The organism is Candidatus Methylomirabilota bacterium (assembly GCA_035315345.1).
Lineage (GTDB): Bacteria > Methylomirabilota > Methylomirabilia > Rokubacteriales > CSP1-6 > CAMLFJ01.
Genome location: DATFYA010000170.1, coordinates 1 through 13,874, shown reverse-complemented (window position 1 = coordinate 13,874; position 13,874 = coordinate 1). Strand labels below are relative to the sequence as shown.

Below are 13,874 nucleotides of genomic sequence, written 5' to 3'. Positions count from 1 at the left end.
TGGCGCCTTCTCGTCGCACAGCGTGTCACCGGTGGCGGTCACGCGCAGGCCGGCGGCCGCGGCGATGTTGCCGCAGGTGACCTCTTTGATGTCCTCGCGCTTGTTGGCGTGCATCCGCAGCAGGCGCCCGATGCGCTCCTTCTTCTCCCGGGTGGAGTTGTAGACCCCGGTGCCCGCGGCGAGGGTGCCCGAGTACACGCGCACGAAGGTGAGCTGGCCCACGTGCTGGTCGTTCATGATCTTGAACGCGAGCGCGGAGAACGGAGCCCTGGGATCGGCCTCGCGAGTCTCGGTCTGCCCGTTGTCGGGATTGACGCCCTTGATCGCCGGGATGTCCAGCGGCGACGGCAGGTAGTCCACCACCGCGTCGAGCATCGGCTGGACGCCCTTGTTCTTGAACGACGCCCCGCAGATCACCGCGAACAGCTTCATCGAGATGGTTCCCGCGCGGACCGCCGCCTTCAGCTCCGCGGGCGAGATCTTCTCGGCCTCGCCGCCGAGGTACTTCTCCATGAGATGATCGTCGACCTCGGCGAGGCCCTCGATCATCTTCTCGCGATACTCCTTGACCAGGTCCGCCATGTCGGCGGGGACGTCGGTGGTGGAGAACGTGCCGCCCAGGTCCTCCGAGTCTTCCCACACGTAGGCCCGCTGCTCGATCAGGTCCACCACCCCGCGGAAGCCGTCTTCGCGGCCGATCGGCACCTGGATCGGCACCGGATGCGCCCCCAGCCGGTCCTTCAGCATGGCGAGGCAGCGATAGAAGTCGGCGCCGATACGGTCCATCTTGTTGACGTAGACGATGCGCGGCACCCGGTACTTGTCGGCCTGCCGCCAGACCGTCTCGGTCTGCGGCTCCACCCCGGACACCGCATCCAGGATGGCGAGGGCGCCGTCCAGCACCCGCAGCGACCGCTCGACCTCCATCGTGAAGTCCACGTGGCCGGGCGTGTCGATGATGTTGATGCGGCAGTCCTTCCAGAAGCAGGTGGTGGCCGCGGACGTGATGGTGATGCCGCGCTCCTGCTCCTGGACCATCCAGTCCATCGTGGCGGTACCCTCGTGCACCTCGCCGATCTTGTAGGACCGGCCGGTGTAGTAGAGGACCCGCTCGGTGGTCGTGGTCTTCCCGGCATCGATGTGCGCCATGATGCCGATGTTCCGGGTCTTTTCCAGAGGGTACTGCGCTTCCACTGCCTGTCTTCTCCCTAGGGCCGGCGGCGGGACTCAAGAGAAGAGGGGGGCGAGGACGTCGCCCCCCTCTGTGCACCTCGTCGCTACCAGCGATAATGCGCGAACGCCTTGTTGGCCTCCGCCATCTTGTGAGTGTCTTCTCGCTTCTTCACCGCGGTGCCGCGGTTGTTCGCCGCGTCGAGCAGCTCGCCGGCCAGCTTGTCGGCCATGCTGCGCTCCGAGCGCCGCCGGGCCGCTCCGATCAGCCAGCGCATGCTGAGGGCGGTCCGCCGGTCCGGCCGCACCTCGACCGGGACCTGGTAGGTGGAGCCGCCGACCCGCCGCGACTTGACCTCGACGGCCGGCTTGCAGTTGTCCACCGCGCTCTTGAAGAGCTTGAGCGAGTCCTGGCGGGCGCGGTCCTCCATCGCCTGCAGGGCCCCGTACATGATTTGCTCCGCCGTGCTCTTCTTGCCCCCGTACATCATCATGTTCACGAACTTCGCCACCAGCCGGCTCCCGTGCTTGGGATCCGGCAAGATCTCGCGTCGCGACGCACCCGCCCGCCGCACGCTAGCCCCCGCCGCCCTTCGGCTGCTTGGCCCCGTACTTGGAGCGGCTCTGCTTGCGTCCCGCCACGCCCGCGGTGTCCAGCGAGCCGCGGATGATGTGATAGCGGATGCCGGGCAGGTCCTTCACACGGCCGCCGCGGATCAGCACGATCGAGTGTTCTTGCAGGTTGTGGCCTACTCCGGGGATGTAGGAGGTCACCTCGAGCCCGTTGGTCAGCCGCACGCGCGCCACCTTCCGCAGCGCCGAGTTCGGCTTCTTCGGGGTGGTGGTGTAGACACGGATGCACACCCCGCGCTTCTGCGGGCAGGCCTCCATCGCGGGCGTCTTCGACTTCTTCCGCACCGCCTCGCGCCCCTGCCGCACCAGCTGATTGATCGTCGGCATTGATTCCCCGGTTTCCGGTTACTCGGTTCGACTCGCGTTGGTGGCCGTCAATTGGGCCAAAACCCTAACTTTATATCCGACCCTCCACTCTTTGTCAATTCGCCCGACCGAGGCCTAGCTGGCCTCGGCCGCGGTATCGTCGTCGGCCTCCCCCAGGTCGGCGGGCAGCTCGGGGGCCGCCTCGGCCACCACCTCGACCGGGGCCTCCTCCTCGCCACCCTGGCTGAGCACCTCCACCCGGGTGTAGTTGCTCAGGCCGGTGCCAGCCGGGATGAGCCGACCCACGATCACGTTCTCCTTCAGCCCGCGAAGGTCATCCACCTTGCCGCTGATGGCGGCCTCGGTCAGCACCCGGGTCGTCTCCTGGAAAGAGGCGGCCGAGATGAAGCTGTCCGTCGACAGCGACGCCTTGGTGATGCCGAGGAGCACCGGCTGAGCGGTCGCGGGGGCCTTGCCCGCCGCCCCCGCCTTGTCGTTCTCGTCCTGGAAGACGAACTTGTCCACCAGCTCGCCCACCACGAAGTCGGTCCCGCCGACCTCCTCGATGCGCACCCGCCGCAGCATCTGCTTGACGATGATCTCGATGTGCTTGTCGTTGATGGTCACACCCTGCAGCCGGTAGACTTCCTGCACCTCGTTCACGAGGTAGCGCTGGAGCTCCCGGTCGCCGAGCACGGCCAGGTAGTCGTGCGGGTTCGGCGAGCCGCCCATGAGGGCCTCGCCCGCCTTCACCCGGTCGCCTTCCCGGACCGAGATGTGCTTGCCGCTCGGGATCAGGTACTCCTTGGTCTCGCCGTCGTCGGCGCGGATGACCATCTTCCGCATGCCCTTCACGAAGCCGGCGAACTCCACCACGCCGTCGATCTCGGTGATGACCGCCTGCTCGCGGGGCTTGCGCGCCTCGAACAGCTCGGCCACCCGCGGCAGACCGCCGGTGATGTCCTTGGTCTTGGTCGACTCCCGCGGGATCTTGGCGATGACGTCGCCCGCGTGCACCTCGGTGTTGTCGGTCACCAGGAGGTAGGCGCCCACCGGCAGCATGTACCGCCCCCGGGTCTCGCCGAGCGCGTCCACCGTGCCGGGCCCTTCGCTGCTGCCCGCCGGAGCCTTGACCGACACCCGCGGCTGCAGCTTGCCCTCCGGGTCCTCGATGATGACCCGCTGGGCCAGACCGGTCACCTCGTCGATCTCTTCGCGAATCGTCACCTCGTCCACCACGTCGCGGAAGACGATGGTGCCCGTCACCTCGGTGAGGATCGGGGTGGTGAACGGATCCCACTCCACGATGGTGGTGCCGCTCTTGGGCACCCGCGCCCCGTCCCGGAACTTGATCTTGGCGCCGGGGACCACCGGATAGCGCTCCTTCTCGCGCCCCTTCTCGTCGTGCAGCACCACCTCGCCGTTGCGGTTGAGCGCGACGATCTCGCCGTCGCGGTTCTCGACCCAGCGGATGTTGTGATAGGTCAGCACGCCCGGGTTCTTGGCGTCGTGCCGCGAGGTGGCCACGACCTTGCTGGCGGTGCCGCCGATGTGGAAGGTGCGCATCGTCAGCTGGGTGCCCGGCTCGCCGATGGACTGCGCGGCGATGATGCCCACCGCCTCGCCCAGCTCGGCCAGGTTCCCGGTGCCCAGGTTGCGGCCGTAGCACATGACGCAGATGCCGCGCTTCGACTCGCAGGTGAGCGCGGAGCGCATGCGGACCCGCTCGAGGCCCGAGTCCTCGATCTTCTGGGCCAGCTCCTCGTTGATCTCGCTGTTGGCCTGCACGATGATCTCGCCGGTGTACGGATCGCGGATGTCGCCGGCGGCCACGCGCCCGAGCACCCGGTCGCGGAGCGACTGGATGATGTCGCCGCCCTCGATGAGCGGCGAGGCCTCGATGTACTTCACGGTGCCGCAGTCGTACTCGGAGATGATCACGTCCTGGGCCACGTCGACGAGTCGACGGGTGAGGTAGCCGGAGTCCGCCGTCTTCAGCGCGGTGTCGGCCAGACCCTTGCGGGCCCCGTGAGTCGACGTGAAGTACTCCAGGACGGTGAGGCCCTCGCGGAAGTTCGACGTGATCGGGGTCTCGATGACCTCGCCGCTCGGCTTGGCCATCAGGCCGCGCATGCCGGCGAGCTGCCGGATCTGCTGCTTGGAGCCCCGCGCGCCCGAGTCGGCCATCATGAAGATGGGATTGAAGTCGCCGTTGTCGGCCCGGACCTCCATCTCCTTGAAGAGCTGATCGGCGATCTGCTCGGTGACGTGGGCCCAGATGTCGACCACCTTGTTGTAGCGCTCGCCGTTGGTGATGACCCCGTCCTGGTACTGCTGCTCGACCTCGTTGACGTTCTGGCGGGCCCGCTCGATGATCTCGCCCTTGGTCGACGGCACGTGCATGTCCACGATGCCGATGCTGAGGCCGGACAGGGTGGCGTAGCGGAAGCCGATGTCCTTCAGCTCGTCGAGGAAGGTGACGGTGGCCTCGTTGCCGAGCCGGTTGTAGCAATCGGAGATGAGCTGGCCGATCTCCTTCTTCTTCAGCTCCTTGTTGAGGAACCGCAGCGGCTCGGGCACCACCTCGTTGAAGAGGGTGCGGCCCACCGTGGTCTCGATGATGCCGCCGTTGTAGCGCAGCCGGATGCGGGCCTGCAGGTCCACGTCCTCGTTGTCGTAGGCGATGCGCAGGTCTTCCGAATCCGCGAAGAGCCGGCCCTCCCCCTTGGCGCCCGGGCGCTCCTTGGTCATGTAGTAGATGCCGAACACCATGTCCTGCGTCGGCACCGCCACCGGCGCCCCGTTGGAGGGCGACAGGATGTTGTTGGCCGACAGCATGAGCACCTGCGCCTCCATCTGCGCTTCCATCGAGAGCGGCACGTGGACCGCCATCTGGTCGCCGTCGAAGTCGGCGTTGAACGCGGTGCAGACCAGGGGATGGATCTCGATGGCCTTGCCCTCGACCAGGATGGGCTCGAAGGCCTGGATGCCGAGCCGGTGCAGCGTGGGGGCTCGGTTCAGCAGCACCGGATGCTCCTGGATGACCTCCTCGAGGATGTCCCACACCTCGGGCCGCTCCTTCTCCACGTACTTCTTGGCCGCCTTGATCGACGAGGCGATGCCGCGCTCCTCGAGCTTGCGGAGGATGAACGGCTTGAACAGCTCGAGCGCCATCTTCTTGGGCAGCCCGCACTGGTGCAGCTTGAGATACGGCCCGACCACGATGACCGAGCGGCCGGAGTAGTCCACGCGCTTGCCGAGCAGGTTCTGCCGGAAGCGGCCCTGCTTGCCCTTGAGGGTGTCGGACAGCGACTTCAGCGGCCGATTGTTGGGCCCGGTGATGACCCGGCCCCGCCGGCCGTTGTCGAACAGGGCGTCGACCGCCTCCTGCAGCATCCGCTTCTCGTTGCGGATGATGATCTCGGGGGCGCGCAGCTCCATGAGCCGCTTCAGCCGGTTGTTGCGGTTGATCACCCGGCGGTAGAGATCGTTCAGGTCGGAGGTCGCGAAGCGGCCGCCGTCGAGCGGCACCAGCGGGCGCAGCTCGGGCGGGATGACCGGCAGGACCTCGAGGATCATCCACTCCGGCTGGTTGCCGGACTTGAGGAACGCCTCCACCACCTTGAGCCGCTTGACGATCTTCTTGCGCTTCTGGGCGGAGGTCTCCACCCCCATGCCCGACCGCAGCTCGCGGGCGAGCACGTCCATGTCCATGCCGCGCAGCAGCTCGCGGATCGCCTCCGCGCCCATGCCGGCGGAGAACGCCTCGTGGCCGTGCTCCTCGGTCAGCTTGCGGACCCGGTCGACCGACAGCAGGTCCTTCTTCTTGAGCCCCGGCACCTTGCCGGGATCGACGACCACGTACTCCTCGAAGTACAGGATCTTCTCCAGCTCCCGCAGCGACATGTCCAGCAGCTGCCCGATGCGCGAGGGCAGGCCCTTGAAGAACCACACGTGCGAGACCGGCGAGGCCAGCTCGATGTGGCCCATGCGCTCACGGCGCACCCGGGCCCGGGTGACCTCGACGCCGCACTTGTCGCAGATCACGCCCGCGAACTTCATGCGCTTGTACTTGCCGCAGGCGCATTCGTAGTCCTTGGTGGGGCCGAAGATCCGGGCGCAGAACAGGCCGTCGCGCTCCGGCTTGAAGGTCCGGTAGTTGATGGTCTCGGGCTTCTTCACCTCGCCGTGCGACCAGTCGCGAATCTTCTGCGGCGATGCCAGCTTGATGCGAATCGCCCCGAAGCTCAGTGGCTTCGGGTGACGGTCCAGGATGCCCCACAGATCCTTGGCAGGCTTGTCCTCGCGTACCAGGCTGCCGAAAGGCCGATCCGTCAGCATTCGATGAATCTCCTTACGACGGCTTCTTGCCGTCCTTCGGGATGAGCTCCACGTCCAGCGCCAGGCTCTGCAGCTCCTTCACGAGCACGTTGAAGGACTCCGGCGTGCCCGGCTCCAGGAAGTTCTCTCCCTTCACGATGGCTTCGTAGATTCGGTTCCGCCCTTCCACGTCGTCCGATTTGACGGTCAGCATCTCCTGCAGCGTGTGGGCGGCTCCGTAGGCTTCGAGCGCCCAGACCTCCATCTCCCCGAAGCGCTGGCCGCCGAATTGGGCCTTGCCGCCCAGCGGCTGCTGCGTCACCAGCGAGTAGGGCCCGATGGAGCGGGCGTGCATCTTGTCGTCGACCAGGTGGGCCAGCTTGAGCATGTAGATGTAGCCCACCGTCACTTCCTGATGGAACGACTTGCCGGTGCGGCCGTCGAAGAGCCGCGTCTTGCCCGACGAGGGCAGGCCCGCGTCGCCCAGATGGGTGCGGATCTCCTCCTCGGTGGCCCCGTCGAACACCGGGCTCGCCACCCACATGCCGAGAGCCCGCGCCGCCCAGCCGAGGTGGGTCTCCAGGATCTGGCCGACGTTCATCCGGGAGGGCACCCCGAGCGGGTTGAGCACGATCTCCACCGGGGTGCCGTCCGGCAGGTACGGCATGTCCTCCTGCGGCACGATGCGCGAGACCACGCCCTTGTTGCCGTGGCGCCCCGCCATCTTGTCGCCCACCGAGAGCTTGCGCTTGACCGCCACGTAGACCTTGACCATCTTGATCACGCCCGGCGGCAGGTCGTCGCCGCGGCGCAGCCGGCCCACGCGATCCTCGAGCATCCGGTCGAAGAACGCGATCTGGTCGTCGGCGAGGTCTTCGATCTTCTTCACCGTGATCGCGAGCCCGTCGTCCTCCTTGATCTTGATCTTCTTCAGCTCGTGCCAGGACAGGTTGTCCATGTCCGGCCGGTCGATGCGGTCGCCCTTCTTGCCGAGCCGCTCCTTGGTGGTGGGGTCGGCCAGGTCTTGCACGAGGGTCTTGCCCACCAGCAGGTTCTTGAGCTTCTGGTCGCGCTCCATCTCGACCATGGCGATCTCGTCCTGGTAGTCCTTCTCCAGGGCCGCGATCTCCTCGTCCTCGATGGACTTGGCGCGATCGTCCTTGTCCACTCCGCGGCGCGAGAACACCTTGACGTCGACCACGGTACCCTCGATGCCGGGCGGCACGGTGAGCGAGGTGTCGCGCACGTCGCCCGCCTTCTCGCCGAAGATCGCGCGCAGCAGCTTCTCCTCGGGAGTGAGCTGGGTCTCGCCCTTCGGGGTGATCTTGCCGACCAGGATGTCGCTCGCCTTCACCTTGGCCCCGATACGGACGATGCCGGACTCGTCGAGGTCCTTCAGCGCCTCCTCGGACACGTTGGGAATGTCGCGGGTCACTTCCTCCTTCCCCAGCTTGGTGTCGCGGGCCTGGACCTCGAACTCCTCGATGTGGATCGAGGTGTAGCGGTCGTCCTTCACCAGTCGCTCCGAGACCAGGATCGCGTCCTCGAAGTTGTAGCCGCCCCACGGCATGAAGGCCACCAGCACGTTGCGGCCCAGGGCCAGCTCGCCCTGGTCGGTGGCCGGCCCGTCCGCGATGACGTCACCGGCCTTCACCCGATCTCCCTTGCCCACGATCGGGCGCTGGTTGATGCAGGTGTTCTGGTTCGAGCGGCGGTACTTGGTCAGGTTGTAGATGTCGAGCGGCAGGTCCTGGACCGGGTCCGCCTTCTTGGAGCGGGTCTCCGCCCGTACCACGATGCGGTTGGCCGACACGTACTCGACCACGCCCGGCCGACGAGCCAGCACCACCGCCCCCGAGTCGCGCGCCACGATGTGCTCCATGCCGGTGCCGACCAGGGGCGCCTCCGGCTGCAGGAGCGGCACCGCCTGACGCTGCATGTTGGCGCCCATCAGGGCCCGGTTGGCGTCGTCGTTCTCGAGGAACGGCACCATCGCCGCCGCCACCGAGACCAGCTGCTTGGGGGAGATGTCGATGAAGTGCAGCTCCTCCGGCGACACCATCTTGTACTCGCCGCCCTTCCGGGCCGAGACGCGGTCCTGCGTGAAGTGCTCGCGCTCGTCGAGATGGGCGTTGGCCTGCGCGATGACGTAGCGCTCCTCCTCGAGCGCGGTGAGGTACACCGGGTCGCCGGGGAGCACGCTGCCCCGCTCGACCTTCCGATACGGCGTCTCGATGAAGCCGAACTCGTTGATGCGCGCGTAGGTGCTGAGCGAGCTGATCAGGCCGATGTTCGGGCCTTCCGGCGTCTCGATCGGGCAGATACGGCCGTAGTGGGTCGGGTGCACGTCGCGCACCTCGAATCCGGCGCGCTCCCGCGACAGCCCGCGCGGGCCCAGCGCGGACAGGCGGCGCTTGTGGGTCAGCTCGGCGAGCGGATTGGTCTGGTCCATGAACTGGCTCAGCTGAGAGGATCCGAAGAACTCCTTCACCACCGCCGACACCGGCTTGGCGTTGATGAGGTCGTGCGGCATCAGATTGGTGATGTCGGAGATCGACATCCGCTCCTTGACCGCGCGCTCCATCCGGGTCAGGCCAACCCGGAACTGGTTCTCCAGCAATTCACCCACCGAGCGCACCCGGCGGTTGCCGAGGTGGTCGATGTCGTCGGTGGGCTTGCTCCCGAGCTTGACCTGGAACAGGTGCCGTACCACGTACACCACGTCCTCGCTGCGCAGGGTCTTGATGTTCAGGTTGGCCCCGATGCCCAGCTTCTTGTTGATCATGAAGCGGCCGACCCGCGCCAGGTCGTAGCGTCGCGGGTCCATGAACATGCCGCGGAACAGGGCCCGCGCCGACTCCACGGTGGGCGGGTCGCCGGGGCGCAGGCGCCGGTAGATCTCGACCAGGGCCTCGTCGGGATTCTTGAAGTGATCGCGCGAGAGCGTCTCGTGCAGTGAGGCGTCCGTCTTGCCCGGCACCAGGGCCAGCAGCTTGAACGGGGCCACCCGCCGACCCATGATCTGGGCGAGCAGGGTCGCGGTCAGCTCCTGGTTGGTCTCGACCAGCACCTCGCCGGTCTCCGAGTCCACGATGCGCCCGCCGGTACGCCGCCCCACCAGCGACTCCGCCTTGACCGGGATCTTGATCACGCCGGCCTCGACGAGCTTCTCGATGGTGCGCGGGTTCAGGGACTTGCCGGCCTGGATCAGCGCCTCCTTGCCCCGCGGCGCCTTGACGTCGTCGGCGACCTTGGCCCCGTTGTGCGCCTCGGGGGAGAGCTTCACCCACGCGACGCGATCCTCGAAGGAGAGCACCTCCTCGGCCTCGTAGAACTGCCCGAGGATCTCCTCGTCGGAGAGGATCACGCCCTTCTCGAGGAACCAGAAGGCGCGCAGGAAGGCGGTAGCGAGCATCTTGCGCCGGCGGTCCACTCGCACGAAGAGGATGTCGTTGGCGTCGAACTCGAACTCGACCCACGAGCCCCGGTAGGGGATCACCCGCGCCGAGAAGAGCAGCTTGCCCGAGGCGACCGTCTTGCCCTTGTCGTCGTCGAAGAACACGCCGGCGGAGCGCTGGAGCTGCGAGACCACCACCCGCTCGGTGCCGTTGATGATGAACGTGCCCTTCTCGGTCATCAGCGGCAATTCGCCGAGGTAGACCTCCTGCTCCCGGACCTCACGGACGGTCTGGGTCTTGGTCTCCTTGTCGTTGTCGATGACCTTGAGCCGCAGGGTGACCTTCAGGGGAATCGCGAAGGTCATGCCGCGGTCGTGGCACTCCTCGACCGTGTACTTGGGATCGCCGAAGTGGTAGCTGTGGAACTCGAGCGTGGCGTTCCCGTTGTAGTCCTGGATCGGGAACACCGACTTGAAGACCGCCTGCAGCCCGTTCTCCTCGCGCCGCTCGGGCGCGATCTCCTTCTGGAGGAACTGCTCGTAGGACTGCTGCTGGATCTCGATGAGATTCGGGATCTCGACGATGGACGGGATCTTGCCGAAGTCCTTGCGGACCCGGCGCCCGCACTCGATGTTGCGCGCCATACACCCTCCGCGCCCCGTTCAGCGGGGCTGGGCTCGACCCACCGCCGTCACGCACTCCGGGGAGTCCGGAGCCGCGCCCGGCGGCGACACGTTTAGTGAGCGGGGAGCCGCGTGGCCCCCCGATCTGCGTCACTCCGATGGCGGAGGGATTATTTGACTTCCACCGTGGCTCCGACCTCCTCGAGCTTCTTCTTCATGTCCGCCGCCTCCGCCTTGGCCACCTTCTCCTTGACCGCCTTCGGAGCGCCGTCCACGAGGTCCTTGGCCTCCTTGAGACCCAGACCGGTCAGCTCGCGCACCACCTTGATGACCTGGATCTTCTTCTCGCCCGCCGCGTTCAGCATCACGTCGAACTCGGTCTTCTCCTCGGCCGCCGCGCCGGCACCCGCCGCCGCGCCGCCCGCCGCCGGGGCCGCCACCGCCACCGCGGCCGCCGCCGACACGCCCCACTTCTCCTGCAGCAGCTTCGAAAGCTGGGACGCCTCCAGCAACGTCAGCGAGTCCAGCTTCTCCGCGATCTCTTCGATATTCGCCGCCATCTCGCCTGCCTCCTGTGAATGCTACGTCGTGGTTTACTGCGACTCCGTCGACGACTGGGCGCCGCTCTTGCTCCGCGCCTCCAGGACCTGCACCAGCTCCCGCTGTGGCGCGGTGAGGAGCGAGACCAGCTGCTGGGCCGGTCCCTGCAGGGCCCCGACCAGCTGGCTCCGCAACGCGTCCTTCGAGGGCAGATCCGCCAGCGCCTTCAGCTCGGCGGGCTGGAGGACCTTGCCTTCGACGAATCCCAACTTGATCAGGAGCAGCGGATTGGCCCGCACGAACGTCTGCAGCGCCTTGGCCACCGGCACCGGATCCTGGGTGCTGTACACGAGGCCGGTAGGGCCCTTGAGGTGGGCGCCGAGCGGGTCCAGGTCCAGGCCCTTCACGGCCAGCCGCGCCAGCCGGTTCTTCACCACCTTGTACTCGGCCGACGCCGCCTTCAGCTGCTTGCGCAGATCAGAGATCTGGCGCACCGTGAGCCCGCGGTATTCGGTCAGCACCGCCGTCCTGGCGGTGCCCAGGCGCTCCCGCAGGCTCGCGACGCTCTGGGCCTTCTCTTGAGTTGGCACGTCGGTATCCTGTCGGGCCCTACTGGGCCTTCTTGAAGAGGTTGGCCACGCGCTGTACGTCCACGTGGATGCCGGGACCCATGGTCGACGACACCGTCACCGACCGCAGGTACTGTCCCTTGGAGGCCGAGGGCTTCGCGCGCACGATCGCTTCCAGCAGGGCCAGGGTGTTGGCGACCAGGTTCTGCTCCGCGAACGACTTCTTCCCGACCGGCACGTGGATGTTGCCCGCCTTGTCGACCCGGAACTCCACCTTGCCCGCCTTGACCTCGCGGACCGCGCGGCTCACGTCGAAGGTCACGGTGCCGAGCTTGGGGTTCGGCATGAGGCCGCGCGGCCCCAGCACCTTGCCGAGCCGGCCGACCTGTCCCATCAGATCCGGGGTGGCGACGGTGGAGTCGAACTCCATCCAGCCGCCCTGGATCTTCTCCACGAGATCCTCGGCCCCGACCACGTCGGCACCGGCGTCGCGCGCTTCCTTCTCCTTCTCGCCCTTGGCGAAGACGGCCACCCGCACCGCCTTGCCGATGCCGTGGGGCAGCACGATGGCCCCGCGCACCATCTGGTCGGCGTGCTTGGGATCCACCCCGAGCCGCAGTGACATGTCCACGGACTCGTCGAACTTGGCGTTGGGCAGCTTCTTGAGGATGCCGAGCGCTTCCTCGACCGAGTATTCCTTCTCCCGGTCGTAGAGCGCCTCGGCCGCCTTGGTCTTCTTGGTCGCAGTTGCCATCGCTAGATGACCTCGATACCCATGCTGCGGGCGGTGCCTTCGACGGTGCGCATCGCGGACTCGATGGAGTCCGTGTTCAGGTCCACCAGCTTGGTCTGGGCGATCTCGCGCACCTGCGCGCGAGTCACCTTGCCGATCTTGTCCTTGTGCGGCACCGCGGAGGCCTTCGCGATCCCGGCGGCGCGCTTGAGCAGGATCGCGGCCGGCGGCGTCTTCACCACGAACGTGAAGGACCGGTCCTGGTAGATCGTCACCACCACCGGCAGGATCAGGCCCTCCTGCGAGTTCGTCTGGGCGTTGAAGCCCTTGCAGAACTCCATGATGTTGACGCCGTGCTGACCGAGGGCCGGGCCCACCGGCGGCGACGGGTTGGCCTTGCCGGCCGGGATCTGCAGCTTGACCATCGCCTGGACTTTCTTCGCCATGCTAGAGCCTCTCCACCTGGTAGTACTCGAGCTCCACGGGCGTGAGCCGCCCGAAGATGGCCACCATGACCTTGAGCTTGCCGCGCTCCGGGTTCAGGTCGTCGATGGAGCCCTGGAAGTTCACGAACGGCCCCTCGATCACCCGCACCTTGTCGCCCTTCTGGAAGGTCGACTTGAGCTTCGGCTTCTCCGCGCCTTCCTCCATCTGCCGCAGGATCCCCTCGACCTCTTCGGGCGGCAGGGGCACCGGCTTGGACCCGGAGCCCACGAAGCCGGTCACCTTCGGGGTGGAGCGAACGAGGTGCCACGTGTCGTCGGTCAGCTCCATCTCCACGAGCAGGTAGCCCGGGAAGAACTTCTGTTCGGTCTCGATCTTCTTGCTCTTGCGGATCTCGCGCACCTTCTCGGTGGGCACGATCACGCGCCCGATCATGTCTTGCAGTCCAAAGATCTTGGCGCGCGACTCGATGCCCGAGGCCACCTTGTTCTCGAAGCCGGAGTAGGTGTGCACCACGAACCACTGCTTGGCGGTCGTGCCGGTCTCGCTCATTTCAGGATCACCTCCACCAGGCGCGACAACGCCACGTCGACGGCGCCCAGATACATGGACAGGACCAACACCACCGCCAGCACCACCACCGTCGACGCCGCCACCTCTTGACGGCTCGGCCAGTTCACCCGCCTGAACTCGGCCGTCACCTCCTGGAAGAACTCCCGCAACCGCGTCAGAAATTCCATACCCTCATGAGTCTCGCGATCTGGCAGGCGTGGAGGGATTCGAACCCCCATCCCCCGGATTTGGAGTCCGGTGCTCTAGCCGTTAGAGCTACACGCCTCCGAAGGCTACTTCGATTCCTTGTGCACGTGGTGCTTGCGGCACCACTTGCAGAACTTCTTGATCTCCATCCGGTCGGGATGCGTCCGCCGGTTCTTGGTCGTCGAATAATTCCGCCGCTGACAGTTCGTGCAGGCGAGCGAGATGATGTCGCGCACGGGCTAGCCCACGATCTCCGAGACCACCCCGGCCCCCACCGTCCGCCCCCCCTCCCGAATCGCAAACCGCAGCTCCTTCTCCATCGCCACCGGCTGGATCAACTCGATCGCCATCGTCACGTTGTCCCCCGGCATCACCATCT

Annotated in this window: 13 protein-coding genes and 1 tRNA gene; all 14 read right to left on the bottom strand. The window is 66.7% G+C overall.

Features of this window, described 5'->3' with window-relative positions; translation table 11 throughout:
• The coding region (locus VKN16_22105; protein ID HME96906.1) for a GTP-binding protein at window positions 1-1,194 on the bottom strand (1,194 nt) is incomplete at its 3' end.
• A gap of 83 nt (window positions 1,195-1,277) precedes the next feature.
• Window positions 1,278-1,745, bottom strand: a complete 468-nt coding sequence (gene rpsG, locus VKN16_22100) for a 30S ribosomal protein S7 (protein HME96905.1) — start codon at window positions 1,743-1,745, stop codon at window positions 1,278-1,280.
• Between the two features lies 1 nt (window position 1,746).
• The gene (gene rpsL, locus VKN16_22095) at window positions 1,747-2,130 is read right to left on the bottom strand and encodes a 30S ribosomal protein S12 (GenBank protein HME96904.1); all 384 of its coding nucleotides are present in this window, start codon (window positions 2,128-2,130) and stop codon (window positions 1,747-1,749) included.
• Window positions 2,131-2,244: 114 nt separating this feature from the next.
• The gene (rpoC, locus tag VKN16_22090; protein ID HME96903.1) at window positions 2,245-6,450 is read right to left on the bottom strand and encodes a DNA-directed RNA polymerase subunit beta'; all 4,206 of its coding nucleotides are present in this window, start codon (window positions 6,448-6,450) and stop codon (window positions 2,245-2,247) included.
• Between the two features lie 13 nt (window positions 6,451-6,463).
• On the bottom strand, window positions 6,464-10,471 hold the full coding sequence (gene rpoB / locus VKN16_22085) for a DNA-directed RNA polymerase subunit beta (protein HME96902.1): 4,008 nt from the start codon (window positions 10,469-10,471) through the stop codon (window positions 6,464-6,466).
• 149 nt (window positions 10,472-10,620) lie between these two features.
• On the bottom strand, window positions 10,621-11,010 hold the full coding sequence (gene rplL, locus VKN16_22080; protein ID HME96901.1) for a 50S ribosomal protein L7/L12: 390 nt from the start codon (window positions 11,008-11,010) through the stop codon (window positions 10,621-10,623).
• Between the two features lie 33 nt (window positions 11,011-11,043).
• Window positions 11,044-11,580 carry a 50S ribosomal protein L10 gene (gene rplJ, locus VKN16_22075; GenBank protein HME96900.1) on the bottom strand — a complete coding sequence of 179 codons (537 nt, stop codon included), beginning with the start codon at window positions 11,578-11,580 and terminating at the stop codon, window positions 11,044-11,046.
• A gap of 19 nt (window positions 11,581-11,599) precedes the next feature.
• Window positions 11,600-12,313, bottom strand: coding sequence for a 50S ribosomal protein L1 (rplA, locus tag VKN16_22070; GenBank protein ID HME96899.1), 714 nt, complete (start codon window positions 12,311-12,313; stop codon window positions 11,600-11,602).
• A 2-nt stretch (window positions 12,314-12,315) separates the two neighbouring features.
• Complete coding sequence (gene rplK / locus VKN16_22065) at window positions 12,316-12,738, bottom strand: 50S ribosomal protein L11 (protein ID HME96898.1); 423 nt, start codon at window positions 12,736-12,738, stop codon at window positions 12,316-12,318.
• A gap of 1 nt (window position 12,739) precedes the next feature.
• On the bottom strand, window positions 12,740-13,288 hold the full coding sequence (nusG, locus tag VKN16_22060) for a transcription termination/antitermination protein NusG (protein HME96897.1): 549 nt from the start codon (window positions 13,286-13,288) through the stop codon (window positions 12,740-12,742).
• Complete coding sequence (gene secE / locus VKN16_22055) at window positions 13,285-13,476, bottom strand: preprotein translocase subunit SecE (GenBank protein ID HME96896.1); 192 nt, start codon at window positions 13,474-13,476, stop codon at window positions 13,285-13,287. Before secE ends, nusG begins: the two co-directional genes overlap by 4 nt.
• Window positions 13,477-13,497: 21 nt before the next feature.
• Window positions 13,498-13,574, bottom strand: a tRNA-Trp gene (locus VKN16_22050).
• 7 nt (window positions 13,575-13,581) lie between these two features.
• Complete coding sequence (gene rpmG / locus VKN16_22045) at window positions 13,582-13,731, bottom strand: 50S ribosomal protein L33 (GenBank protein HME96895.1); 150 nt, start codon at window positions 13,729-13,731, stop codon at window positions 13,582-13,584.
• A 3-nt stretch (window positions 13,732-13,734) separates the two neighbouring features.
• Window positions 13,735-13,874, bottom strand: a 140-nt coding sequence (locus VKN16_22040; protein ID HME96894.1) for an elongation factor Tu, incomplete at its 5' end; no start/stop codon positions are given.